Annotated in this window: 23 protein-coding genes; 11 read left to right on the top strand and 12 right to left on the bottom strand. The window is 62.3% G+C overall.

From position 1 onward, the window contains the following. Positions 1–6: 6 nt before the first annotated feature. The 4 genes from GGI48_RS09660 to yaaA all read right to left on the bottom strand — a co-directional run bounded on the left by GGI48_RS09660 (position 7) and on the right by yaaA (position 5,698). Positions 7–1,176, bottom strand: a complete 1,170-nt coding sequence (locus tag GGI48_RS09660; RefSeq protein ID WP_179598018.1) for an alginate biosynthesis protein Alg44 — start codon at positions 1,174–1,176, stop codon at positions 7–9. A 35-nt stretch (positions 1,177–1,211) separates the two neighbouring features. Then, a complete protein-coding gene (alg8, locus tag GGI48_RS09655; RefSeq protein WP_409565361.1) occupies positions 1,212–2,693 on the bottom strand; it encodes a mannuronan synthase in 1,482 nt (493 codons plus the stop codon). A gap of 94 nt (positions 2,694–2,787) precedes the next feature. Beyond that, a complete protein-coding gene (locus GGI48_RS09650; protein ID WP_179598016.1) occupies positions 2,788–4,104 on the bottom strand; it encodes a nucleotide sugar dehydrogenase in 1,317 nt (438 codons plus the stop codon). An 814-nt stretch (positions 4,105–4,918) separates the two neighbouring features. Then, positions 4,919–5,698 (bottom strand): peroxide stress protein YaaA, encoded by a 780-nt coding sequence (gene yaaA, locus GGI48_RS09645; RefSeq protein WP_016968493.1) that lies wholly within the window; start codon positions 5,696–5,698, stop codon positions 4,919–4,921. 169 nt (positions 5,699–5,867) lie between these two features. Here yaaA and GGI48_RS09640 point away from each other — a divergent pair, with 169 nt between their 5' ends. The 3 genes from GGI48_RS09640 to GGI48_RS09630 all read left to right on the top strand — a co-directional run bounded on the left by GGI48_RS09640 (position 5,868) and on the right by GGI48_RS09630 (position 9,766). Beyond that, a complete protein-coding gene (locus tag GGI48_RS09640; RefSeq protein ID WP_179598014.1) occupies positions 5,868–6,992 on the top strand; it encodes a polysaccharide deacetylase family protein in 1,125 nt (374 codons plus the stop codon). A gap of 345 nt (positions 6,993–7,337) precedes the next feature. Next, positions 7,338–8,732 (top strand): PhoH family protein, encoded by a 1,395-nt coding sequence (locus GGI48_RS09635; protein ID WP_016968495.1) that lies wholly within the window; start codon positions 7,338–7,340, stop codon positions 8,730–8,732. Positions 8,733–8,848: 116 nt separating this feature from the next. Further along, complete coding sequence (locus GGI48_RS09630; RefSeq protein WP_179598012.1) at positions 8,849–9,766, top strand: LysR family transcriptional regulator; 918 nt, start codon at positions 8,849–8,851, stop codon at positions 9,764–9,766. A gap of 9 nt (positions 9,767–9,775) precedes the next feature. Here the strand turns inward: GGI48_RS09630 and GGI48_RS09625 are convergent, their stop codons facing one another. Further along, the gene (locus tag GGI48_RS09625) at positions 9,776–10,222 is read right to left on the bottom strand and encodes a DMT family transporter (RefSeq protein WP_179598010.1); all 447 of its coding nucleotides are present in this window, start codon (positions 10,220–10,222) and stop codon (positions 9,776–9,778) included. Positions 10,223–10,401: 179 nt separating this feature from the next. Between GGI48_RS09625 and moaC the strand changes: the two genes are divergently transcribed. The 4 genes from moaC (at position 10,402) to GGI48_RS09605 (ending at position 12,563) form a co-directional block, all read left to right on the top strand. Further along, positions 10,402–10,875, top strand: coding sequence for a cyclic pyranopterin monophosphate synthase MoaC (gene moaC, locus GGI48_RS09620; protein ID WP_047284014.1), 474 nt, complete (start codon positions 10,402–10,404; stop codon positions 10,873–10,875). Then, on the top strand, positions 10,872–11,114 hold the full coding sequence (locus tag GGI48_RS09615) for a MoaD/ThiS family protein (RefSeq protein ID WP_016964466.1): 243 nt from the start codon (positions 10,872–10,874) through the stop codon (positions 11,112–11,114). Before moaC ends, GGI48_RS09615 begins: the two co-directional genes overlap by 4 nt. Before the next feature lies 1 nt (position 11,115). Beyond that, positions 11,116–11,568: a molybdopterin synthase catalytic subunit MoaE gene (gene moaE / locus GGI48_RS09610; RefSeq protein WP_179598008.1), complete on the top strand. Its 453-nt coding sequence runs from the start codon at positions 11,116–11,118 to the stop codon at positions 11,566–11,568. 218 nt (positions 11,569–11,786) lie between these two features. Then, a complete protein-coding gene (locus tag GGI48_RS09605; protein ID WP_179598006.1) occupies positions 11,787–12,563 on the top strand; it encodes an ABC transporter substrate-binding protein in 777 nt (258 codons plus the stop codon). A 94-nt stretch (positions 12,564–12,657) separates the two neighbouring features. Here the strand turns inward: GGI48_RS09605 and GGI48_RS09600 are convergent, their stop codons facing one another. The 5 genes from GGI48_RS09600 to GGI48_RS09580 all read right to left on the bottom strand — a co-directional run bounded on the left by GGI48_RS09600 (position 12,658) and on the right by GGI48_RS09580 (position 17,865). Continuing rightward, positions 12,658–13,287: a transcriptional regulator gene (locus GGI48_RS09600; protein ID WP_016964468.1), complete on the bottom strand. Its 630-nt coding sequence runs from the start codon at positions 13,285–13,287 to the stop codon at positions 12,658–12,660. 90 nt (positions 13,288–13,377) lie between these two features. Beyond that, on the bottom strand, positions 13,378–14,505 hold the full coding sequence (locus tag GGI48_RS09595) for an FAD-binding oxidoreductase (protein WP_179598003.1): 1,128 nt from the start codon (positions 14,503–14,505) through the stop codon (positions 13,378–13,380). A 34-nt stretch (positions 14,506–14,539) separates the two neighbouring features. Continuing rightward, positions 14,540–15,493, bottom strand: a complete 954-nt coding sequence (locus GGI48_RS09590) for an ornithine cyclodeaminase family protein (protein WP_179598001.1) — start codon at positions 15,491–15,493, stop codon at positions 14,540–14,542. A 121-nt stretch (positions 15,494–15,614) separates the two neighbouring features. Further along, positions 15,615–17,111: an ATP-dependent RNA helicase RhlB gene (gene rhlB, locus GGI48_RS09585; RefSeq protein ID WP_179597999.1), complete on the bottom strand. Its 1,497-nt coding sequence runs from the start codon at positions 17,109–17,111 to the stop codon at positions 15,615–15,617. A gap of 97 nt (positions 17,112–17,208) precedes the next feature. Continuing rightward, the gene (locus tag GGI48_RS09580; protein ID WP_016965201.1) at positions 17,209–17,865 is read right to left on the bottom strand and encodes an alpha/beta hydrolase; all 657 of its coding nucleotides are present in this window, start codon (positions 17,863–17,865) and stop codon (positions 17,209–17,211) included. 476 nt (positions 17,866–18,341) lie between these two features. On the opposite strand from GGI48_RS09580, the gene GGI48_RS09575 reads away from it, so the two are divergent. The 4 genes from GGI48_RS09575 (at position 18,342) to GGI48_RS09560 (ending at position 22,500) form a co-directional block, all read left to right on the top strand. Then, positions 18,342–19,370 carry an amino acid ABC transporter substrate-binding protein gene (locus tag GGI48_RS09575; protein WP_016965200.1) on the top strand — a complete coding sequence of 343 codons (1,029 nt, stop codon included), beginning with the start codon at positions 18,342–18,344 and terminating at the stop codon, positions 19,368–19,370. 65 nt (positions 19,371–19,435) lie between these two features. Next, complete coding sequence (locus GGI48_RS09570; RefSeq protein ID WP_103740999.1) at positions 19,436–20,617, top strand: amino acid ABC transporter permease; 1,182 nt, start codon at positions 19,436–19,438, stop codon at positions 20,615–20,617. Positions 20,618–20,627: 10 nt separating this feature from the next. Then, positions 20,628–21,725, top strand: a complete 1,098-nt coding sequence (locus GGI48_RS09565) for an amino acid ABC transporter permease (RefSeq protein ID WP_179597997.1) — start codon at positions 20,628–20,630, stop codon at positions 21,723–21,725. A 10-nt stretch (positions 21,726–21,735) separates the two neighbouring features. Further along, positions 21,736–22,500 (top strand): amino acid ABC transporter ATP-binding protein, encoded by a 765-nt coding sequence (locus tag GGI48_RS09560; protein WP_016965197.1) that lies wholly within the window; start codon positions 21,736–21,738, stop codon positions 22,498–22,500. Positions 22,501–22,565: 65 nt separating this feature from the next. Here GGI48_RS09560 and GGI48_RS09555 read toward each other — a convergent pair whose 3' ends face one another. Continuing rightward, the gene (locus tag GGI48_RS09555; RefSeq protein WP_179597995.1) at positions 22,566–23,048 is read right to left on the bottom strand and encodes a type II toxin-antitoxin system MqsA family antitoxin; all 483 of its coding nucleotides are present in this window, start codon (positions 23,046–23,048) and stop codon (positions 22,566–22,568) included. Next, the gene (locus GGI48_RS09550) at positions 23,045–23,356 is read right to left on the bottom strand and encodes a type II toxin-antitoxin system MqsR family toxin (RefSeq protein WP_179597993.1); all 312 of its coding nucleotides are present in this window, start codon (positions 23,354–23,356) and stop codon (positions 23,045–23,047) included. The genes GGI48_RS09555 and GGI48_RS09550 overlap by 4 nt, the downstream gene beginning before the upstream one ends. Positions 23,357–23,454: the final 98 nt, after the last annotated feature.

Raw genomic sequence — 23,454 nt, 5'->3', positions numbered from 1 at the left:
CTCCGCTCAGAGACCCGCGGCCATGGCTTTGTCGATCAGCCAGTTCATCGACGGGCCGCGGTCGCTGCTGACTTCCACCGGGCGCCCGACGAAGGCGCTGCTCAGCGGCGCGTCGGGCTTGATCTGCACGCGGATGTCGGAGGACAGGTCGCTGCTGTTGAGGCTGGTGCTGCTGACGATGGTGCCGGTGCGCACGTCATCCTCGCCGGCGATCTGGAAGTTGACCTTGGTGCCCGGGCGCACGTCGCCGAACTGGCGGTAGGAGAAGCGCGCCTCGACAGTGGCCTGACTGCCCTTTGGCACCAGTTGGAAGATCACGTCGCCCTTGCTCGCGTACTGCCCGTCGGCCACCAGCTGCTGGGCCACGGTGCAGTCGCAGGGGGAGGTCAGGGTGCCGGTCATCTGCTTGCCGAACAGCTCCTCGACCTTGGCCGGTTGCAGCTGGTTTTCGTCCAGGTGGCCCTTGAGCACGTCCAGCATGCTGGTGCTGAAGCTGGCCAGGGGCGCGCCCTTGGCCACGCTGCCGTCGGTCTGCACCAGGCTTTGCACGGTGCCGTCGCGGGGCATGGTGACGTTCATGCCGGGGACGTTGACCAGCCCGGCCTGGGCGTGGCTGACGAAGTACATGCCGTACACCGACTTGAGCACAAAGCCGAAGGCGGCCAGGCCGACGATGAAGATCCCGGCGCTGAAGGTCACGGCCCGCAGGCGGCCCATGGTGGTCATGCCGCTGCCGCTGTCCTTGGTCTTGCGCGCCTTGGTGAAGTTGTCGCGCTGCAGGGTGGCGAGCACGTCGCCCATGCTGACGATGTCGCCGGCCAGGTGCGAGGTGATCAGGTGGCGCAGGGTGGAGATGTCCTGGGGTTCGAGGTTCTGGAACTGGCAGCCGACGCGGCCGCTCTGGCGATCGAAGGAGCGGATCTGCAATTCCACGTCCATGGCCAGGCCGAGGTTGTCGATGACAAATTGCAGGCGGCCCTTGTGCACGGCCCCCACGGTCAGCATCTGCTGCCCGGCTTTGAAGCTCAGGCCGCCGGCGGAGAGGTCGTGGACCCGCACTTCCAGGGGCTTGGCCTCGTTGCCGAAGAAGCGCAGCTTGGCCGGGATCTTGACCCGGGCGTGCTGGCGTTGGGCTTCGGATTCATGCACTACGTTGACGTTCACGGCGGTGTTCATAGAGTCGATTTCCTAGTTCATTCAGGCAAGTCGGGTCAGACCATCAGCAGCAGCACGGCGACGAACACGCTGCCGGCGGAGAAGGTCATGGTTCGAGACGACCAGGTGTTGAACCAACGTTGAAAGCTGGCGAGATCACGGGTCAGTTTGGTGTCCTGGCGGGTCCAGGATTGCTGGTCGAGGCGGAAGAACACGTAGATCTTCACCAGGGCGCCGACGATCTGGTTGTAATAGAGGATCAAGGGGTAGGCCGGGCCGATGCGATGCCCCGAGCAGGACAGCAGCAGGGTCAGGATCAGGCGGGTGATGCCGATCCACAGCAGGTAGGCCAGGAGGAAGGCGGTGCCGTACTTGACGCTGGCGATGATGGCCACGGTCAGGCCCAGCAGCGAGGTCCACATCGACACGCGCTGGTCGAACAGCACCACGCTGGTGAACAGTCCCAGGCGCTTGATCCCCAGGCCCAGTGCCCGGGCGTTCTGCCGCAGGTTGTTGCCGTACCAGCGGAACATCAGCTTGCGGCTGGCCTTGATGAAGCTCTTTTCCGGCGGGTGTTCCACGGTGTTGATCGCCGCGTCGGGCACGTAGAAGGTGTCGTAGCCCAGGCGCATCAGGCTGAACCAGCTGGACTTGTCGTCGCCGGTGAGGAACTTGAAGCGGCCCAGGCGCCAGTGCTGCAGGGAGTCGCTTTCCACGTCGGCGATGAAGTCCGGGTCGGTGACCACGGTGGCGCGGAATACCGACATGCGCCCGGTCATGGTCAGCACGCGCTTGGACAGGGCCATGGAGCACATGTTGATGTGGCGCTGGGCGAAGCGCAGCTTGTGCCATTCGCTCATCACGTAGCCACCGCGCACTTCGCAGAATTCGTTGGTGGTCAGGCCGCCGACGTTGTCGAACAGCTGGAACCAGGGCACGGTCTTGCGCACCACGCCTTCGCCGAGCACGGTGTCGCCGTCGATCACCGCCACCACCGCGCGGTTGTCCGGCAGGTGCCGGGAGATGGCGCGGAAACCGAAGGCCAGGCCGTCACGCTTGCCGGTGCCGGGGATGCGCACGAAGTCCAGCTTGACCCGCTCCGGCGGGTTCATCCGCGCCCACAGGCTTTTCACCAGCAGCTCGTCGGACATTTCCACGATGGAGCAGACCACGGTGGTGGGGAAGCCGCAGTCGATGGCTTCGCGGATCACCGAGCCGTAGACCTGGGCGGTGGTCAGCGCATCGATGCGAAAGCTGGTGACCATCAGGAACACGTGGGACGGGTCCGCCGCGCGGCCGAGCTTGCGCACCTTGCGCCGCAGGTGCGGGTAGACCACGTAGAGAAACAGCATGCCGCGCACGAAGTGCGTGGCGCCCATCGAGTAGCGCCAGATGCCCACGGCGCCAATCAGGAAAATGAAGTCCTTGGACTGCGAGTCGAAGGTCGATGCGGGCAGCAGCAAGGCCATGCCCATCAGCAAACTCAAGTAGAACAGCCAACCGGCGGCCTGAAGCAGGCCGTGCTTTAGCCTGTGCATAATCTGCATCCTAAAATCAGTTGCAAGCTCCAAGCCGCAAGCTTCAAGCGTGGTGCTCTCACTTGCGGCTGGAGGTTCGAAGCTTGCCGCTGCCTTACCAGCAGATGCCTTCGGTACGGCCCTGGGCGCTGGTGGCCTTGGACATGAAGCCCACCAGGTCGATGACCTGCTTGCCGTGGGGGACGTCTTCGGCCAGGGCGCGGAACTTCTCGTCGCGGTTGCCGAGGATGATCACGTCGGAATTGCCGATCACCGCGTCGAAGTCCGAGTTGAGCAGGGACGAGACGTGGGGGATCTTCGACTCGATGTAGTCCTTGTTGGCACCGTGGACCCGGGCGTATTCGACGTTGCTGTCGTAGATGCTCAGGTCGAAACCCTTGCCGATGAGCATTTCCGCCAGTTCCACCAGCGGGCTCTCGCGCAGGTCGTCGGTGCCGGCCTTGAAGCTCAGGCCGAGCAGGGCGACCTTGCGCTTGTCATGGCTGGAGACGATGTCGAAGGCGTTCTGTACCTGGGATTCGTTGCTGCGCATCAGCGAGTTGAGCAGCGGCGCCTCGATGTCCAGGGAGCCGGCGCGGTAGGTCAGGGCGCGCACGTCCTTGGGCAGGCAGGAGCCGCCGAAGGCGAAGCCCGGGCGCAGGTAGTACTGGGACAGGTTGAGGGTCTTGTCCTGGCAGACCACGTCCATCACTTCACGGCCGTCCACACCCACGGCCTTGGCGATGTTGCCGATCTCGTTGGCGAAGGTGACCTTGGTCGCGTGCCAGACGTTGCAGGTGTACTTGATCATCTCGGCGACTTCGATGTCCTTGCGGATGATCGGCGCGTCGAGCTCTTCGTACAGCGCTTGCAGCACATCGCCGGAGGCCTGGTCGAACTGGCCGATCACGGTCATGGGCGGGAAGTCGTAGTCCTTGATCGCGGTGCTTTCGCGCAGGAACTCGGGGTTCACCGCGACGCCGAAGTCCACCCCGGCCTTCTTGCCCGAGCAGTCTTCGAGAATCGGGATCACCACGTTCTTCACCGTGCCCGGCAGGACGGTACTGCGCACCACGATGGTGTGGCGGGTGGCCTTGTCGCGCAGGACGAAACCGATCTCGCGGCACACCGATTCGATGTAGTCCAGTTCCAGGTCGCCGTTCTTCTTGCTCGGGGTGCCGACGCAGATCATCGACAGGTCGGTATCGCGGATGGCTTCGGCGAAGTTGGTGGTGCCGCGCAGACGAGCGGTCTGAATCCCTTGTGCCAGAAGTTCACCCAGACCCGGTTCAACGATCGGCGATTTACCGGCGTTGATCAGGTCGATCTTGTCTTTCGAGATATCCACGCCAACCACTTCATGGCCCCGTGCGGACAGGCAACCGGCACAGACTGCACCGACGTAACCCAAACCAAATATGCTGATGCGCATCGCATTTACCTCTGTGTTATTCACGCCATTAGATGGCCGGAGTTAATGTTTGCCAGCTGTTGTTGCGCACTCGTAAGTACAGCGAAGTACGCTGTAGTGTCGGGTGCAGGCAGACTAAGTTCAGAGTGACTAAATAAATGCACTCAAGTTGTGTACAACCGATCCTTGTTGTTCTGGTTTGCCCTTGAATGTTGCCGGCGGCTCCTGCTGCAGGTTTCTCGAAAAAACCATCCGTAATCCTGTGGATGGCCTGGATGCCACGTAATGCGGGCTTTCCAGTTGATTTTCGTGGTCCTTGAAGGCCAGCTGTTCCTTGGCTCGTTAGGGGATAGTGGTGGCGCCTTATCTCCTGTTGTTTACCCTTTAGTTCAAGTTGGTGACCCGCTGGTCAAACCGTGGTCGCAACTTGATTAGTTTCTGCTGAGTCCGTGTAAGTCATCTCTTACAAGCTCGTTGAGAATCGTTACCGGTGGTATGAGCGGTGTCCGCAGGCATAGTTCCGGCCCGCTCATCCTGTTTTGCGAAATTTCTTGAAATAGTGAGAAAGATGGCACTGCTTTCAAACTGATAGCACTTAAGGTTTGGGCCTTTAGTTGTGGGGAGTTGAAGCGCGGGGATAGTTTTGTGCCACTACCGAATAAAAAAAGTGGTGCCACTACTGAAAAAAATCACTGTTGTCGAGTGAAAGAAAAGTTAGGGAAAACGCGAAAAGTTCTATAGCGCCAAAAAAATGGCTGATCAGAGGCGGGGAATGTGCGGGTGATCACATTCTGGCGCGCTCGCCGGATGGCAACGAGCGCGGCAGGGGAACGCTTTACTCCGGTGCGTGGTCGCGCAGGAATACCAGATTGTCGGCTTTGGATTGCTCCGCGCTGAAGCGGTAGCCCTGGACGTCGAATTGCTTGAGCTGGGCGGGGTCGTTGATGCGTTCCTGGATGACGAAACGGCTCATCAGGCCCCGGGCCTTCTTGGCATAGAAGCTGATGATCTTGTACTGGCCGTTCTTCAGGTCCTTGAACTCGGTGTTGATGATCCGTGCGTTCAGGGCCGTGCGCTTGACCGCCGAGAAGTACTCGTTGGAGGCCAGGTTGAGCAGCAGGTCGTCGCCTTGTTCGGCCAGCGCCTCGTTCAGCCATTCACTGATGCGGGTGCCCCAGAAGGCGTACAGGTCCTTGCCCCGGGCGTTGGCCAGCTTGGTGCCCATTTCCAGGCGGTAGGGCTGCATCAGGTCCAGGGGGCGCAGCAGGCCGTAGAGGCCGGAGAGCATGCGCAGGTGCTGCTGGGCGTAGTCGAAGTCCGCTTCGCTCAAGGTTTCGGCGTTGAGTCCGGTGTAGACGTCGCCCTTGAACGCCAGCAGCGCCTGCTTGGCGTTGTCCGGGGTGAAGGCCGGGGTCCAGCTGCCGAAGCGCGCGGCATTCAGGCCGCCGATCTTGTCGGATACGTGCATCAGCTCGCTGATCTGCGCCGGGCTCAGTTCCCGCAGTTGCTGGATCAGTTCCTGGGAGTGGTCGAGGTATTGCGGCTGGGTAAAGCGCTGGGTGACCGGCGGTGTTTCGTAATCGAGGGTCTTGGCGGGTGAAATCACCATCAGCATGGGGTCGTCTCCTTTAAGCGTCGGGGGATTCTAGGGGCTCGGGCGCCGGGACTCCACCTATCAAGGCGATAGCTGACGCGTGGTGGATGCCGGTTGTGGCTAGGGATGCCTTTGTTGCCCGGCGGATCGGCTATAGTGCCGCGCGGGTTTTGTTCTGGAGGCATCCCTTTTGCGTATCGCGTTTCTCTTCTCGGCCTGGCTTCTGAGTGTCAGCGTGCTGGCGGCGCCCAATGACGTGGCGACCCTGGATCGCAGCACCTGGCCGGAAAAGCTCGACAGCCCGACCCTGTTCGACGTGGCCTCGCGGGCCGAGATCCTGACCTTTGCCCGTGCCTTGCTGGTCAGCGAGGCCTGGGACGAGGCCTCGCTCAAGCAGCGTCTGGGCCTGCGCATGATCAACATGGCGGCGATCAACGAGCTGCGTGAGCATCTGTGGACGCGTCTGCTGGAGAACTACGACTTCGCCCAGCAGAGCTGCGATCAGGACGCTTCGTTCTGTTTCCTGGTGGAAAACATGCAGCAGCTGCGCAAGCAGGCCGGCAAGTTCCAGCTCAGCGAGGATTCCTATTACGCCCGTTGGGGCGAGCCCAGCCGCAGCTTCCACGAGCAGTACCTGGACGAGTTGCTGCGCAAGGCGGCGCTGTCCCCGCAGAGTAGCAGCGAGGTGCTGCGTTTCGGTGACTACGAGCGCAATGGCGACGAGCTCAATGACCGGCTGTTTCTGCTGACCTTCGACAGCGCTGCCAACCTGACGCCGGACAACACGCCCTGGCTCACCAACTACCTGCGCAAGGCCAATCTCAGCGGGACCTTCTTCGTCCTCGGCAACGATATCCAGAACCGCCTCGACAAGGCCTCGGTGGCCAGCCTGCAGTCGCTGTATTCCCGGCAGTGCGTCGGGGTCCAGGGCTGGGAATTCCGCTCCCACAGCCACTGGCAGGACTGGCAGTACTCGATCCAGCGCAGCGCCGATCTGGTGAAGAGCAAGCTGCCGGAAAACTATGTGCCGCTGTTCCGCCCACCCTATGGCCAGCGTCGCGCCGACGCCGAGGGCTTCTTCAATGCCCAGGGCATGCAGGTGGCGTTGTGGGACATCGACGCCCAGGACGGCGCCGGCAGACTCAAGGCCGAGGACAGTGGCCAACGGGTGCTGACCCTGATGCTGCTGTGGCGGCGCGGGGTGATTGCCTTCAATGCCAAACAGGACGGGGTCAAGACCAGCCTGCCCTGGTTGCTGGCGCAGACCGCGCAGAGCGGCATCGGCTGGGAAGATTGTCAGGACGCGTTTCGCTGAACGCGCCAAACGCCCGGAAACACGGGGCGTGGGCGGAAAAAGGGGTGGATTTCGACGGGATTTCGAGGAAGGCGGACTTCCGACTTTAACGGTGAGCAGGCGGTGCGCCAAGGGCTTTTCGTCACTCTGAAAAATAAACATCAAAAAAGCGTCAAAGTGCGTTTTCCTGTCACGGTTTTTGGAGTATTACGAACTCAGACCGCCGAAACCTGCGACACAGGTGGCGTCTTCCAAGACTCCTTGTGTGCAGCTCACCTGACCCCCCTGCGGGTGAATTCGGTGGTCATTCGAGGCGCGATACCCCATGGTATTGCGTCGACTGGCTCCCACATAAGGTGACCGAGTATGGATGACCACGGACGTAGCGCTTCTTCCAACCAGCCAATCCTTTATGTACTCGATACCAATGTATTGATTCACGATCCCAACGCCTTACTGAATTTCGAAGAACACCACGTCGCCATTCCCATGACCGTTCTCGAAGAGCTGGACAAGCTCAAGAGCGGGCATCACAGCGTGGCCGCAGAATGCCGCCAGGCGATCCGCCTGATCGACAAGACCCTGGGCGAGGCCTCGCCCGAGGATGTCGAGCTGGGGGTGCCGATCCAGCGCGGCAAGAGCGGGCCCAAGGGCTTGCTGTCGATCCTGATGAGCAAGCGCAACGAGCCCAACAGCCTGTTGCCGGAGAACCTCAACGACAACATCATCATCAACCAGCTGATCGACCTGCACGCGCGCAACAAGGACCTGCCCGTGGTGCTGGTGACCAAAGACATCAACATGCGCCTCAAGGCGCGGGCCTGCGGGATCGCCGCCGAGGACTACAGCACCGACCAGCTGGTGGACGACGTGTCCCTGCTGCCCAATGGTTTCCACAACATGAGCGGCTCGTTCTGGGACCGCGTAAGCAAGGTGGAAACCCGCCAGGACCACGGCCGTACCTGGCACCAGGTGCAGTTGATCGACAACCTGCCGGCGGTGCACATCAATGAATTCATCATCGACGAACAGGGCTTTGTCGGTTGGATCAAGGAAATCCGCGCCGACGTGCTGCTGATCCTCGACCTGCATCAGGAACCCCTGTTGCACCAGGAAGCTTGGGGCCTGAAACCGCGAGACATCTATCAGGGCCTGGCGCTGTACGCGCTGCTCGACCCGGACATCCACCTGGTCAACCTGTCCGGCGCCGCCGGCTCCGGCAAGACCATCCTGGCCCTGGCCGCCGCCATCGAGCAGACCATGGTTAGCAAGCGCTACCGGCGCATCATCGCCACCCGCAGCGTGCAGGGGCTGGACCAGGAGATCGGCTTCCTGCCGGGCACCGAGGCGGAGAAGATGGAACCCTGGCTGGGCGCTATCACCGACAACCTCGAAGCCCTGCATATGGATGACGAGAACACCCACGGCAGCGTCGACTACATCCTCAGCAAGGTGCCGTTGCAGTTCAAATCCCTGAACTACATTCGCGGTCGCAGCTTCCAGCAGAGCCTGATCCTGATCGACGAATGCCAGAACCTCACCCCGCACCAGATGAAAACCATCATCACCCGTGCCGGCGCCGGTTCAAAAGTGGTGTGCCTGGGCAACCTGGCACAGATCGACACCCCTTACCTGTCGGCCACCAGCTCGGGCCTGACCTACCTCACCGAACGCTTCAAGGACTTCCCCAACGGCGTGCACATCACCCTGCAAGGGGTGCCGCGCTCGATCCTGGCGGAGTACGCAGAAAGCCATCTGTAACTGCAATTCCTTCCAGCACGGGCGGCCTTCGGGTCGCCCGTTTTGCATTCGGCCTGGGGCACTGGGTTATTCTGCGGCTCCCCGCCGCCGAGCGCTTCCCAGTTGGAAAACACCGGATGACCCGCGTTTCCCTGCGCAATATCGATCTGAATCTGTTGGTGGTACTCGATGCCTTGCTGACGGAAAAACACGTGACCCGCACCGGCGAGCGCCTGCACCTGAGCCAGCCGGCCATCAGCCATTCCCTGGGCAAGCTGCGGGTGCTGCTGGATGATCCGTTGCTGATCCGCCAGGGCAACGACGTGCTGCTCAGCCCCCTGGCCCGCAGCCTGCAGGCGCCCCTCAAGGAGATTCTCAGCCAGATCGAAACCTTGCTCGGCAAATCCCTGGACTTCGACCCGGCCAGCTCCCAGCGGATCTTTCACCTGGCGATGTCGGATTACGCGGCGGCCATCGTCCTGCCCCGGTTGCTGGTGCGCCTGCGCGGCGAGGCGCCACTGATGCGCCTGGTGGTGACCCAGGGTAGCCGGCACCAGATGTCCGAGCAGATTGCCCAGGGCCAGATCGACCTGGCCCTGGGGGTGTTTCCCAGCCTCGGGGGAGAGATCGTCAAGGAGGTGCTGTTTGCAGAAACCTTCTCTTGCCTGGTGGATGGCAGCACCTTGGGCGCGGAGCAAAGCCTGGACTTGAGCACCTATCTGGCGCGTCCGCATTTGCAGGTATCGATGGATGGTTGCTTCAACGGTGAGGTCGATCAGCGCCTGGCAGACGAAGGCCTGCAGCGGCAGATTGCGTTCAGCGTGCCTCATTGGGGCGCGGCGCCGAACCTGATCCGTGGCACCGACCTGATCCTCACCGTGGCCAGCCGCACCCTGGACGAGATCCCGCTGCAGCCCGGACTGCTGCGCCTGACCCCGCCGCTGAACATTGCGCCCTTCAAGTTCGTGCAGATCTGGCATTCGCGTTTCAGCGATGACCTGGCCCATCGCTGGTTGCGTGAGCAGGTCCGGCTGGCCAGCGTGTCCCAGGACTGAGGCGGCCTCTCAGCCCCGGGTGGTGATGACGAAACCGCCGATCACCACCAGCACGCCGATCAGTTTCTGCAGGCTGATGTCCTTGCGTGGCAGGCCCACCAGGCCGAAGTAGTCGATGATCAGCGAGATCAACAACTGGCCGATGATCACCACCATGATGAAATTCAGCGCCCCCAGGCGCGGTGCCATCAACAGCGCCACGGTGATGTAGAGCACCCCGGCCAGGCCGCCCATCCAGATCCACCAGGGGCCTTGCAGCGCGGCCATCAGATTGGGCTTGGGCAACTTGATGAACAGCAGCAGGCCCCCCAGCACCAGCAGGCTGACCAGCAGCGAAACACCGGTGGCCCACAGTGGATGCCCCAGCAGGGTGCCCAGGCGGGCGTTGGTCCCGGCCTGGAGGGGCACGGCAAAACCGGCGAGCAGGCTGAGCAGGATCGAAACGAACAAGGCCATGGCGCGACTTCCTTTTTTGGACGTAGGCGCTGTTGTACGTTTATCCGCCGCCGGGCTCCAATTCGTTGTTCTGATGCGGGATATTCGTCGGGCTGATTGCCGGTTGGAGCGGGCAGATGCCCCGTGCGAAAAACTGACCCGCAGGTTTACAATCGGCCCACCTGATCAGGAGTAACGCCGTGCTGACTCATCTCGATTCCCAAGGGCGCGCCAATATGGTCGACGTCACCGACAAGGCCGTGACCTTTCGCGAGGCGGCGGCCGAAGCGCGGGTGCGCATGCTCCCGCAAACCCTGCAGATGATCGTCAGTGGCGGTCATCCCAAGGGCGATGTCTTTGCCGTGGCGCGCATCGCCGGGATCCAGGCGGCGAAGAAGACCAGTGACCTGATTCCCCTGTGCCATCCCCTGATGCTGACCAGTGTCAAGGTCGAACTCAGTGCCCAGGGCGAGGACAGCGTGCACATCGTGGCGCGTTGCAAGCTGTCGGGGCAGACCGGGGTGGAAATGGAGGCGCTGACCGCCGCCAGCGTCGCCGCGCTGACCATCTACGACATGTGCAAGGCCGTGGACCGCGGCATGACCATCGAAGGCGTGCGGGTGCTGGAGAAATCCGGTGGCAAGAGCGGCGATTACCGGGTGGCTGACGCATGAGGATCTCGGTGAAGTTCTTTGCCCGTTACCGTGAGGCCCTGGGGCTCGATGGCCTGCTTGTCGAGGGTGACTTTGCCTGTGTCGACGATGTGCGCCAGGCGTTGCTGTCCCGCGAGGGCGCCAGCGTATTGGCCGAACAGAACCTGATGTGCGCCCGCAACGAAGAGCTGTGCCAGCTGGACGAACCCCTGGCGGACGGCGATGAAGTGGCGTTCTTTCCCACCGTGACCGGAGGCTGAGATGGCGATCCGTGTGCAATCCGCGGCCTTCGATCCCGGCGCCGAAGTCAACGCCATGCACGCCGCCAATACCGGGGTTGGCGCGGTGGTCAGCTTTGTCGGCTACGTGCGCGACTTCAATGACGGCCAGGACGTGCACGGCATGTTCCTGGAGCACTACCCGGGTATGACCGAAAAGGCCCTGGGCAAGATTGCGGCCGAAGCCGAGCAACGCTGGCCGCTGTTGCAACTGGAGGTGCTGCACCGCATCGGCGCCCTGGAGCCGGGCGAGCCGATTGTCTTCGTCGGCGCGGCCAGTGCCCATCGCCAGGCGGCGTTCGATGCCTGCGCCTTTGTCATGGATTATCTGAAGACCCGGGCGCCGTTCTGGAAAAAGGAAAACACTGCCGACGGCCCCCGTTGGGTGGAAGGCCGCGACAGTGACCACGCGGCGGCCGCGCGCTGGAAAGACTGATCCCCTGATGCTGGCCGGCGGCGCCCGAGTCCGCCGCAATCCAACCTGTAATCGACTGCGATTGTTCCCGCCGACCGCTGGGGATAAGTCGCTGCGCGCGCCGTTGACGATATGTACGTAAAAGTCCAGTATGGAATTACAAGTACAAATACAGCGTCCTCCGTTTCATCCTTTCCTTCTGTCTTGCCAAACCAACAACAACCCGCGAGAGATCGAACATGAAAAAATGCCCCCTCATCAGTGGCCTGGCCTTGAGCCTGTTGGCGTGCAGCAGCCTGATGGCTGCCGAGAAAACCCTGCGCCTGGGTATCGAGGCGGCGTATCCGCCGTTCGCCTTCAAGACCGCCGACGGCAAGATCGGCGGTTTCGACTACGACATCGGCAATGCCCTGTGCGCGCAGATGCAGGTCAAGTGCGAGTGGGTCGAGGGCGAGTTCGACGGTCTGATTCCCTCGTTGAAAGTGAAGAAGATCGACGCCGCGCTGTCCTCCATGACCATCACCGCGGAACGCCGCAAATCGGTGGACTTCACCCACAAGTACTACTTCACCTCGTCGCGCCTGGTGATGAAAAAGGGCGCGGTGGTGGATGAACAGTACGCCAGCCTCAAGGGCAAGACCGTGGGCGTGCAGCGTTCCACCACCACCGACCGTTTCGCCACCGAGGTCTTCGAACCCAAGGGCATCAAGGTGGTGCGCTACAGCAACAACGAAGAGATCTACATGGACCTGGCTGCCGGGCGCCTGGACGCGATCTTCGCCGACACCATTCCCTTGGAGGATTTCCTGTCGATGCCTCGGGGCGCCGACTACGCCTTTGTCGGGCCCGAGTTGAAGGATCCCAAGTACGTCGGCGAGGGCGCGGGGATCGCGGTGCGCAAGGGCAACAGTGAGCTGGTGGGCGAGTTGAACAAGGCCATCGATGAGATTCGCGCCAAGGGCGAATATCAGAAGATCCAGGCCAAGTACTTCAAGTCGGATATTTATGGGGATTGAGACGTTGCGGCGTTCTTGAGGACGCCTTCGCGAGCGAGCTCGCTCCTACAGGTGTTGTGCAATTGCGTGTAGGAGCGAGCTTGCTCGCGAACCTCTATTGGCCCTTCAATTCCTTCAGGTGCTTGTACACCGTCGCCCGGCCCATGTTCAGCACGTTGGCCACGTAGTTGGAGGCGCTCTTGCCCTTGAAGGCGCCCTCGGCGTGCAGGGCCAGTACCAGTTCGCGCTTGTGATCGCGGGTCAGCAGGTTCAGCCCCAGCTGGCGCTCGCGCAGCCAGTTGTGCAGGAAGGTGTTGATGCGCTCTTGCCAGTCATCACGAAACAGCGAGTCGGGCTGGGGAATCAGCTTGCTCGGTGAGAGAAACAGGTCCAGCGCCGCCTTGGCGTTTTCCAGCAGCGAGATGTTCAGGTTGATGCACAGCACGGCCATTGGCTGGCCGTGGCTGTCGCGCAGCACGCTGCTGAGGCTGCGGATCTTCTGTCCGTCCCAGTTGAGCTTTTCATAGGGGCCGATATTGCGTTCGTCGCTGTCGCCGCTGAGCAGGTCTTCCAGGGCCGCATCGTCGCCCACTTCGCGCTTGGACAGGTTGTTGGCGATGTAGTCGATCTTCTGCGTGCGCAGGTCGTGGAGCACCACCTCGGCGTGAGGGAAAAACAACGTGGCAATGGCATCGGCAATCGCCCGGAAATTGTCCAGGGCAGGGTCCTTTGCGGGTGAGGTCATGGGTCTTACTCCAGGCGGCATCGGCGCCCGCCGTTAGCGGGCGCAGGGAGTGTGCCGCAATCGTTCGGGCGCGTCATCCCGAGGGCGGTTTCAGCCCAGGCGGGCAGGGGACAGCAGGGCGGGCGTGAGGCCGAAGCGGGTCAGCGGTTCCGGCAGTGGCTGGCCCCGTACCAGGGCGGCGCTGGCCTGGCCCATGGCCGGGGAGGTCTGGATGCCGTAGCCGCCTTGCCCGGCGACCCAGAACAGCCCGGGCACCTGGGGATCGAAGCCGGCCAGCAGATCGCCGTCGCTGACAAAACTGCGCAGGCCGGCCCAGGTCCGGGTCGGACGACGGATGCTCAGGGTGGTGGCTTCTTCGATCTGGTAAATGCCCAGGGCGATGTCCAGCTCTTCGGGCTGCACATCGTGGGGCTCGACCGGGTCGGCGTTGGCCGGCGAGCCGAGGAACATGCCGGCGTCGGGCTTCATGTAGAAGGATTCGTCCAGGCTCACCAGCATCGGCCAGTGGTGAGTATCGAGCCCTTCGGGGCCGGCGAAGATAAACGCCGCGCGGCGCTTGGGTTGCAGGCCCAGGCGGCGGGCGCCGGCCATGGCGCCGATCTGGTCGGCCCAGGCGCCGGCGGCGTTGATCAGCAGCGGCGCGCTAAAGGTCTGGCCATTGGTTTGGACCTGCCACAGCCCTTGTTCGTCGCGCTGCAACCCCAGCACTTCATGGTTGGTATGGACCTGCCCCTGATGGCGGCGAATGCCCCGCAGGTAGCCCTGGTGCAGGGCGTCGGTGTCGATGTCGCTGGCACTGGGGTCGTAGAGGGCGCCATGGACCTTTTCGCGGCGCAGGATCGGCAGGCGTGCACAGGCTTCGTCTGCACTGAGCAGTTGCATCTCCGGCACCGAGGCCTTGGCGCTCAGGTATTGGTTGTTCAGTTCGGCCGGGTCACCGTTGAAGTCCACGGTCATTTCGCCCCGTGGGGTCAGCAGTGGGTGTTCGCAGAAACCTTCTGGCGGGTGGTCGAAAAAGTCCCGGCTGGCCAGGGTCAGGGCCCGCACCTGGGCGGTGCCATAGGCGGCGGTGTAGAGCGCGGCGGAACGGCCGGTGGAGTGGTAGGCCGGGTGCGATTCGCGTTCCAGCACGATGACCCGGCCGTGGCGCGACAGCCAGTAGCCGGTGGAGGCCCCGGCGATACCGCCGCCGATGATGATGAAGTCTGCCTGGGTCATGGATAACTCCGGAAAAAATGCAGGTGACGGGGGCTCATGGCTGGCGCTGCAAGTGGTACAGGGCGTTGGCCAGGGCGATGTCTTCCAGGCCCAGGCCGATGGAGCGGAAGAACACATGGCGCTCGGCGCTGGGGCGCCGGGCCTGGCCGCTGAGCAGCTCCGGCAGGTCGCCGAGGATCGCCGCGCTGTCCCAGCCGTGCTGTTCGCCGGCAATCAGCATCTCGCCGGCCGAGCCCGGGGTGGTGCGCCGGTAGTCGCAGTAGACCTGCAGCTCCGGCAGGGCCGCGGGCGGTACTTCATGGGCCCGTGGCGCGTTGGTGCTGATGGAGGTGATCAGCGCCGGCTTGTCGAGGGTGCGGGGATCGATGACCGGTCCGGCGGACGAGGTGCAGAGCATGATCACGTCGGTGTCTTCGACAGCTGCTTCCAGCTCGGGAACCAGTTGCAGGCGTGGATCGAGGGCCTGGAGCTGTGCAAGCTCCTCGGCGGGCTTGCTCGCCAGGCTTGGGGAATAGAGGCGGATGCTCTGCCAGGGGCGCAGGTCTTTCACATAGTGCAGGTGAGCCTGGGCCACCGCGCCGCTGCCGATGATCGCCAGGTGCCGGGCCTCGGGCGTGGCCAGTGCCTCGACGGCGACCGCCGTGGTGGCGGCGGTGCGCGCGGTGGTCAGTTCGGCGGCGTCGCACAGCAGCAGCGGCTGGCCGCTGTCCATGGACATCAGCAGGGTCCAGGCGGTCACCAGCGGGCCTTCGGCGCGAACGATGTAGGGCGAAGTCTTGACCCCGTACACCCGATCCTCAGCCAGCACCCCGAGGTAATTGATGAAGTCGCCGGCGCCCCGGGGAAACTCCACCAGCTGCTGCGCCGGTTGCACGGCTAGCCCGGCGGCCAGGTCGCGGAACAGTTTGCGCAGGATCTGCGGGACGTCGATTTGCCCGAGCAACTGGCGGGCTTCGGGCCGGGCAATCAGGTAGGGCGTGCTGGACATGCAAGGGCTCCCATCAAATTAAACTAATTTGTCCATTATGGACTTTTGGTGTTGGTGGGCAATATCCAGGCGAAAAAAAAACGCAGCCGGTGATGGCTGCGTTTTTTCGCGGCGACCGTGATCAGGCTTGCGGGCGTTTGCGCTCCACTGGGCGCAACAGCTCGGCGGGTGGCATCTCGCAGCTGATCTTGCGTCCCAGCAGGGCTTCGATCGATGGCAGCTGGTAGGAGTCGTCCTCGCCGGCAAAGCTGATGGACACGCCCTCGGCCCCGGCGCGACCGGTACGGCCGATACGGTGCACGTAGTCGTCCGGCACTTCCGGCAGGGTGAAGTTGATCACATGGCTGATGCCGTCGATATGGATGCCGCGGCCGGCCACGTCGGTGGCCACCAGGACCCGGATCTTGCCTTCGCGGAAGCCTTCCAGGGTCTTGATCCGCTTGTGCTGCGGCACGTCGCCGGACAGCTGGGCGGCGTTGACGCCGTCGCGCACCAGGCGTTCCTCGATGCGCCGCACTTCGTCCTTGCGGTTGGCGAAGACCATGACCCGTTCCCAGCCATTGTCGGTGACCAGGTTGTACAGCAGCTTGTACTTGTCGGCCCCGGCCACGGCATAGATGTGCTGTTCGACGTTTTCGCTGGCGACGTTCTCGGCCTCGATCTCGACGATCGCCGGGTCGGTGGTCCATTGCTTGGCCAGGTTCATCACGTCATCGGTGAAGGTGGCGGAGAACAGCAGGGTCTGGCGTTCGCTCTTGGGCGGAGTCTGGCGAATGATCTGCCGCACCTGCGGGATGAAGCCCATGTCGAGCATGCGGTCGGCTTCGTCGAGCACCATCACTTCGACCATGTCCAGGTGCACGTCGCCGCGCTGGTTGAAATCCAGCAGGCGGCCCGGGGTGGCCACCAGGATGTCGCAGTGGCGGGCTTCCAGGTGCTTGAGCTGCTTGTCGAAATCCATGCCACCGACGAAGGTCATGACGTTGAGGCCGGTGTACTTGGTCAGCGCCGCTGCGTCCTTGGCGATCTGCACCACCAGCTCCCGGGTCGGGGCAATGATCAGCGCCCGAGGCTCGCCCATGTAGCGCTCTTTGGGCGGCGGGGTCTGCAGCAACTGGGTGATGATCGAGATCAGGAACGCGGCGGTCTTGCCGGTGCCGGTCTGGGCCCGGCCGATGGCGTCCTTGCCCGCCAGGGTATAGCCCAGCACCTGGGCCTGGATCGGCGTGCAATAAGGAAAGCCCAGGTCCTGGATGGCGTGCATCAGTTCCGGAGCCAGCTTGAAGTCGTGGAAGCGGGTCTTGCCCTCCTGGGGTTCGACCACGAAGTCTTCAAGTTTCCAGGGATTGGCCGGCGGCTTGGGCGCGCGCGGACGGCGCGGCTGCTCAGGCTTGGGTTGTTCGGCCTTGGGCTTCTCTTGGCGCGGCGCTTTGGGAGCGCAAGGGGCGGCCGATGTGTTCACCGGTTCTTTTTTAGCTGCGGTAGTGGGGGCGCTCCGTTCCGGCTGACGGCCGTCGTTGCGGCTGCTGGAATTGGGGGAGGGGGCGCTGGGGCTTGGCGCGAGCGGCTCAGCCTCGCTTTTACCGAAGATTTTCTTGAGTGCTTTGAGCACGATCATCTCATCAATTGGTTAAGGAATGTACGCCGGCCAGTGTAATGCAAGAAACGGGCGCGGCGTAGTCTGTTGCTCTGGGCCCTGGCTTGAGGCGGTTTTTCTAGCGCAAACGCTCGTTCAGCCAGGTGCCGATGTCGCGGATTTCTTCTGGTAACACCTCGTGCCCCATTGGGTATTCCTGCCATGTCACGGTGACACCATGCTGTTTCAGGTACTCGTAGGCGGTGCGGCCCATGGCGTTTTGCACCACTTCGTCGTACTGGCCGTGCAGCGACAGCACCGGAATCCGCTGTTGACTGGCGGAAAGTTGCAGTTCGTCGCCAAAGGTCGGGGCATAGGTGGAGAGGGCAAGTACGCCACCCAATGGACCCTGCCATTTGAGGAAGGCGGTGTGCAGCACCACGGCGCCGCCCTGGGAGAAACCGGCCAGGAAGATTCGCGAGGCGTCTATTCCGCTGGCGCGTTGTTCCTCGATAAGTCTGATGACCTCATCGGACGATTCATCGAGCTGTTCGCGACTGATCGCACGAGCCGGGTTCATGGCCAAAATGTCGTACCAGCTGGGCATGGCATATCCGCCATTGATGGTCACGGCACGGGTCGGCGCCTGGGGCAGAACGAAGCGGGTGCTCAAGAGTTTTTCCTGCAGCATCTCGGCCACCGGCAGGAAGTCGTAACGGTCCGCTCCCAGGCCATGAAGCCAGATCACACAGGCATCTGCGGGCTTGCTGGGCTGAAGAATCAAGGGCTCGGTCATGGCTGCTCCATTTTTGTGCGTGCGCGCTGATTGAGTGCGAGGTTAAGGGGCGCGCCCGGTTGATCGGTAAAGAAGATGTCGCACGGTTGAACGTTTTGCTATTGACCACTGGCTGAAACGCTTTAGCCGGAACTGTGGTACGGGCTTTGCTATGGCTCAGAAAGAGGAGTGGAAGTGATAGCACGCTCTGCCGGCGGTAACACTAACAGGCTACCGCGGGCGATGGCATAGCCAACCTCCTCTGATACCGGTTCGCCAATGGCCGCTACGGGCTTTGCGAACGGCAAAGGGCTACAGCCCGTTCGGCCGATTGGTGAGATGTAGGCCCCCCATTACGTGGATTTCTCCTACTAGACTCATAGCGAAGGTCTTACGCCGCTTGACCCCATAAAAAAGCCGACACGGGTCAACAGCGCCTCATGAGGGTGCGGCAGGACTCAAGCTCCGACACAACAAGAGCAAAACTGGAGGTTTGAATGAAGATGTTGAAATCCACCCTGGCCGCTGTCACGGCGGCCACGGTACTGGCTACAAGCGGTTTCGCACAGGCGGGTGCGACTCTGGATGCAGTACAGAAGAAAGGTTTCGTACAGTGCGGCGTCAGTGATGGTTTGCCGGGCTTCTCGGTTCCGGATGCGACCGGCAAGATCCTCGGGATCGACGCCGACGTCTGCCGCGCAGTGGCTGCTGCGGTATTCGGTGATGCGACCAAGGTCAAGTTCAGCCAGTTGAACGCCAAGGAGCGCTTCACCGCGCTGCAATCCGGCGAAATCGACGTGCTGTCGCGCAACACCACCTGGACCAGCTCCCGCGATGCGGGCATGGGCCTGATGTTCGCCGGTGTCACTTATTACGACGGCATCGGCTTCCTGGTGAACAACAAACTGGGTGTGAAAAGTGCCAAGGAGCTGGACGGCGCGACCATCTGTATTCAAGCCGGTACTACTACCGAGCTGAACGTGTCGGACTACTTCCGTGGCAATGGTCTGAAATACACCCCGATCACCTTTGATACCTCCGATGAAAGCGCCAAGTCCCTGGAATCCGGGCGTTGCGACGTGCTGACCTCCGACAAGTCCCAGCTCTACGCACAGCGCAGCAAGCTGGCCACCCCGACCGATTATGTCGTGCTGCCGGAAACCATCTCCAAGGAGCCGCTGGGCCCGGTGGTGCGTAAGGGCGACGAAGAGTGGTTCAGCATCGTCAAGTGGACCCTGTTCGCCATGCTCAACGCCGAAGAGGCGGGCATCACTTCGAAAAACGTCGAAGCTGAAGCCAAGTCGACCAAGAACCCTGATGTAGCACGTCTGCTGGGCGCGGACGGTGAATACGGCAAAGACCTGAAACTGCCGAAGGATTGGGTAGTACAGATCGTCAAGCAAGTAGGTAACTACGGTGAAGTGTTCGAGAAAAACCTCGGCAAGAGCACGCCACTGGCCATCGACCGCGGCCTGAACGCGCTGTGGAACAACGGCGGCATCCAATACGCACCACCTGTGCGCTGATGGTTCTATCACCCGGCGGGCCAACCGCCGGGTGATGTTCTGTTCCATTATTCCTGGGGCACTTCATGCAAAATTCAATCGGCGCACCCAAGCAGAGGCTTAGCCTCAGCGATCCGCGTGTGCGCGCCTGGCTGTTCCAGATCATCACCCTCGTGGCGGTGGTTTCGCTGGGCTGGTTTCTGTTCGACAACACGCAAACCAACCTGCAGCACCGGGGTATCACCTCGGGTTTCGACTTTCTTGAGCGCAGCGCCGGTTTCGGCATCGCTCAACACCTGATTGCCTACACCGAAGCGGACAGTTATGCCCGGGTCTTCGTCATCGGCCTGCTCAATACGCTGCTGGTGACCTTTATCGGGGTGATCCTGGCGACTCTGCTGGGGTTCATCATCGGCGTGGCGCGGCTGTCGCAGAACTGGATCATCAGCAAGCTGGCGACGGTGTATGTGGAAGTGTTCCGCAACATTCCGCCGCTGCTGCAGATCCTGTTCTGGTACTTCGCGGTGTTCCTGACCATGCCGGGGCCGCGCAACAGCCACAACTTCGGCGACACCTTCTTTGTCAGCAGCCGGGGCCTGAACATGCCGGCGGCGCAGATGGCCCCGGGGTTCTGGGCGTTCGTGGCGAGTGTGGTGCTGGCCATCGTCGCCATCGTGCTGATGTGCCGCTGGGCCAACAAACGCTTTGAAGACACCGGGGTGCCGTTCCACAAGTTCTGGACCGGCCTGGCGCTGCTGCTGGCGATTCCGGCGCTGTGCATGCTGGTTTTCGGCTCGCCGGTGCATTGGGAGTTGCCGAAGCTGCAAGGCTTCAACTTCGTTGGCGGTTGGGTGCTGATCCCCGAGCTGCTGGCCCTGACCCTGGCCCTGACCGTCTACACCGCGGCCTTCATCGCCGAGATCGTGCGTTCCGGGATCAAGTCGGTGAGCCACGGCCAGACCGAGGCGGCTCGCTCCCTGGGGCTGCGCAACGGTCCGACCCTGCGCAAGGTGATCATTCCCCAGGCCCTGCGGGTGATCATTCCGCCGCTGACCAGCCAATACCTGAACCTGGCGAAGAACTCGTCCCTGGCCGCCGGTATCGGCTACCCGGAAATGGTTTCGCTGTTCGCCGGCACGGTGCTCAACCAGACCGGCCAGGCCATCGAGGTCATTGCCATCACCATGAGCGTGTACCTGGCGATCAGTATCAGCATTTCCCTGCTGATGAACTGGTACAACAAGCGCATTGCGCTGATCGAGCGGTGAGGAAGCGCCCATGACGACTCATATTTTCAAGCCCGACATGCCGCCGCCCAGCCGCAGTATCGGGGTGCTGGCGTGGATGCGCGCCAACATGTTTTCCAGCTGGCTCAACACCCTGTTGACCCTGTTTGCCTTCTACCTGATCTACCTGGTGGTGCCGCCGCTCCTGCACTGGGCGATCCTCGACGCCAACTGGGTCGGCACCACCCGTGCCGACTGCACCAAGGACGGCGCCTGCTGGGTGTTCATCCAGCAGCGTTTCGGCCAGTTCATGTATGGCTACTACCCGGTGGAACTGCGCTGGCGGGTGGACCTGACCGTGTGGCTGGCGGTGATCGGCGTGGCGCCGTTGTTCATCTCGCGCTTCCCGCGCAAGGCGATCTACGGCCTGGGTTTCCTGGTGTGGTACCCGGTGCTGGCCTACACCCTGCTGCATGGCGGTTACCTGGGCTTGAGCAACGTCGCCACCAGCCAATGGGGCGGTCTGATGCTGACCCTGGTGATTGCCACGGTGGGGATTGCCGGAGCCTTGCCGCTGGGGATCCTGCTGGCCTTGGGACGACGTTCCAACCTGCCGGCGATCCGCGTGGTCTGCGTGACCTTCATCGAGTTCTGGCGCGGCGTGCCGCTGATCACCGTGCTGTTCATGTCCTCGGTGATGCTGCCGCTGTTCCTGCCTGAGGGCATGAACTTCGACAAGCTGCTGCGGGCGCTGATCGGGGTGATCCTGTTCCAGTCGGCCTATGTGGCCGAGGTGGTGCGTGGTGGCCTGCAAGCCATTCCCAAGGGCCAGTACGAAGCGGCTGCGGCCATGGGCCTGGGTTACTGGCGGGCCATGGGCCTGGTGATTCTGCCCCAGGCCCTGAAGCTGGTGATTCCCGGCATCGTCAACACCTTCATCGCCCTGTTCAAGGACACCAGCCTGGTGATCATCATTGGCCTGTTCGACCTGCTCAACAGCGTCAAGCAAGCCGCCGCCGACCCCAAATGGCTGGGCATGGCCACCGAAGGCTATGTCTTCGCGGCCCTGGTGTTCTGGATTTTCTGTTTCGGTATGTCCCGCTACTCCATGCATCTGGAGCGTAAGTTGGACACAGGCCACAAGCGTTAGGAGTACCTCCATGAGTGAAGCGAACAAAAAGCCTGTGGGCCCTGAAGGCATTATTCAGATGCAGGGTGTGAACAAGTGGTACGGCCAGTTCCACGTGTTGAAGGACATCAACCTCAACGTCCGCCAAGGTGAGCGCATCGTGCTGTGCGGGCCTTCGGGTTCGGGCAAATCCACCACCATCCGTTGCCTCAATCGCCTGGAAGAGCACCAGCAGGGGCGCATCGTGGTGGACGGCGTGGAGCTGACCAACGACCTCAAGCAGATCGAGGCCATCCGCCGGGAAGTGGGCATGGTGTTCCAGCACTTCAACCTGTTTCCGCACCTGACCATTTTGCAGAACTGCACCCTGGCGCCGATGTGGGTGCGCAAGATGCCCAAGCGCAAGGCCGAGGAAATCGCCATGCATTACCTGGAGCGGGTGCGCATTCCGGAGCAGGCCAACAAGTACCCGGGCCAGCTGTCCGGTGGCCAGCAGCAACGGGTGGCGATTGCCCGGGCGCTGTGCATGAAGCCCAAGATCATGCTGTTCGACGAACCCACCTCGGCCCTGGACCCGGAAATGGTCAAGGAGGTGCTGGACACCATGATCGGCCTGGCCGAAGACGGCATGACCATGCTCTGCGTGACCCACGAAATGGGCTTTGCCCGCACCGTGGCCAACCGGGTGATCTTCATGGACAAGGGCGAGATCGTCGAACAGGCGGCACCGAACGACTTCTTCGACAACCCGCAGAACGATCGCACCAAGCTGTTCCTGAGCCAGATCCTGCATTGATCCTGATCCAGGGCCCGCGCTGACGATAAACCCGGACTGGCTCCGGGTTTATTTTTGCCCGGCGTTCAACCGCCGGCAGCGCCGAGCTGTGGTTCGGCGGGGGCGCCCAAGGTCGAGGGCGCCGGCCGTGACTCGCCCAGCTCCAGTACGTCCTTCATCAACCGTGGGTGGCGATCCAGCAGGCGCATCAGCACATACAGCGGTTGGGGCACGCCGACTTCGCCGCGCTCGTAGCGGGAAAAGGCATTGTGCCCGCCGCCGGACAGCAGTTTGACCGCTTCCTTCTGCGAGAGGTGCAGCTTGCGGCGGATGCGCTTGATGTCGGTGGCGACGCTTTGCCGGTACTCCTCCAGCAATTGGTCGCCCGCGGCGGCGTAGCGTTCTGCACTGGCGGCGTCGAATTCGACTTCACCGCATTCCTGGCATTCCCAGCCCGCCAGGCCATGGAGGTGACGCTGCAGGTGCCGGTAGTCGATGAGCTCGCTGCGCTGCTCGAAGGCCAGCATGCCGGTCGGGGCGCCGCAGCTGTAGCATTGTTGCCGTTTCATGTTTCTGCCTCCTTGAAGGAGATCACCGGAGGCCCTGCACCGGGGCGGTAGGTGACCTTGATGTAGAGCGTCCAGTTATCGATGCGGGTGTAATACACGTCCTGCCACAGCCGATGATCGCCATAGGTGGTCATCGATTTGTAGAACAGGCTGCCCTGGAGTCCGGCTATCGCTCGTTGCATGTCGGCCAGGGACAATCCGAGTTCCTTGCCGCAGCGCAGTGCGCTTCGAGTGAAGGCTTGTGCTCCTTGCCGAGCGACCTGCGCCTTGATCAGCGACAGGTCATGGTGAGGTGTTTTCTTTTCCATGAGACACCCTTGAGGCTTGATCGAAACTACCCTTATAGGGTTTTTTGTCAAGCCCTGTTTGCCTTGGCGAAAGTGCCTCCTCCAGCCTAAAACGTTGA

The sequence above is a fragment of the Pseudomonas protegens genome (assembly GCF_013407925.2).
Lineage (GTDB): Bacteria > Pseudomonadota > Gammaproteobacteria > Pseudomonadales > Pseudomonadaceae > Aquipseudomonas > Aquipseudomonas fluorescens_AP.
The sequence above is the reverse complement of the archived record's forward strand: the minus strand, read 5'-3'. Positions and strand labels throughout refer to the sequence as shown.

Bases quoted from the DNA above. Each gene is read 5' to 3' on its own strand.
- GGI48_RS09660 (WP_179598018.1), bottom strand. From the start codon at position 1,176: ATGAACACCGCCGTGAACGTCAACGTAGTGCATGAATCCGAAGCCCAA.
- GGI48_RS09600 (WP_016964468.1), bottom strand. From the start codon at position 13,287: ATGACCTCACCCGCAAAGGACCCTGCCCTGGACAATTTCCGGGCGATT.
- GGI48_RS09555 (WP_179597995.1), bottom strand. From the start codon at position 23,048: ATGAAACGGCAACAATGCTACAGCTGCGGCGCCCCGACCGGCATGCTG.
- yaaA (WP_016968493.1), bottom strand. From the start codon at position 5,698: ATGCTGATGGTGATTTCACCCGCCAAGACCCTCGATTACGAAACACCG.
- GGI48_RS09615 (WP_016964466.1), top strand. From the start codon at position 10,872: ATGAGGATCTCGGTGAAGTTCTTTGCCCGTTACCGTGAGGCCCTGGGG.
- GGI48_RS09570 (WP_103740999.1), top strand. From the start codon at position 19,436: ATGCAAAATTCAATCGGCGCACCCAAGCAGAGGCTTAGCCTCAGCGAT.
- GGI48_RS09650 (WP_179598016.1), bottom strand. From the start codon at position 4,104: ATGCGCATCAGCATATTTGGTTTGGGTTACGTCGGTGCAGTCTGTGCC.
- GGI48_RS09575 (WP_016965200.1), top strand. From the start codon at position 18,342: ATGAAGATGTTGAAATCCACCCTGGCCGCTGTCACGGCGGCCACGGTA.
- GGI48_RS09605 (WP_179598006.1), top strand. From the start codon at position 11,787: ATGAAAAAATGCCCCCTCATCAGTGGCCTGGCCTTGAGCCTGTTGGCG.
- GGI48_RS09565 (WP_179597997.1), top strand. From the start codon at position 20,628: ATGACGACTCATATTTTCAAGCCCGACATGCCGCCGCCCAGCCGCAGT.
- GGI48_RS09635 (WP_016968495.1), top strand. From the start codon at position 7,338: ATGGATGACCACGGACGTAGCGCTTCTTCCAACCAGCCAATCCTTTAT.
- GGI48_RS09595 (WP_179598003.1), bottom strand. From the start codon at position 14,505: ATGACCCAGGCAGACTTCATCATCATCGGCGGCGGTATCGCCGGGGCC.
- alg8 (WP_409565361.1), bottom strand. From the start codon at position 2,693: ATGCACAGGCTAAAGCACGGCCTGCTTCAGGCCGCCGGTTGGCTGTTC.
- GGI48_RS09630 (WP_179598012.1), top strand. From the start codon at position 8,849: ATGACCCGCGTTTCCCTGCGCAATATCGATCTGAATCTGTTGGTGGTA.
- GGI48_RS09560 (WP_016965197.1), top strand. From the start codon at position 21,736: ATGAGTGAAGCGAACAAAAAGCCTGTGGGCCCTGAAGGCATTATTCAG.
- GGI48_RS09625 (WP_179598010.1), bottom strand. From the start codon at position 10,222: ATGGCCTTGTTCGTTTCGATCCTGCTCAGCCTGCTCGCCGGTTTTGCC.
- rhlB (WP_179597999.1), bottom strand. From the start codon at position 17,111: ATGATCGTGCTCAAAGCACTCAAGAAAATCTTCGGTAAAAGCGAGGCT.
- GGI48_RS09590 (WP_179598001.1), bottom strand. From the start codon at position 15,493: ATGTCCAGCACGCCCTACCTGATTGCCCGGCCCGAAGCCCGCCAGTTG.
- moaE (WP_179598008.1), top strand. From the start codon at position 11,116: ATGGCGATCCGTGTGCAATCCGCGGCCTTCGATCCCGGCGCCGAAGTC.
- GGI48_RS09550 (WP_179597993.1), bottom strand. From the start codon at position 23,356: ATGGAAAAGAAAACACCTCACCATGACCTGTCGCTGATCAAGGCGCAG.
- GGI48_RS09580 (WP_016965201.1), bottom strand. From the start codon at position 17,865: ATGACCGAGCCCTTGATTCTTCAGCCCAGCAAGCCCGCAGATGCCTGT.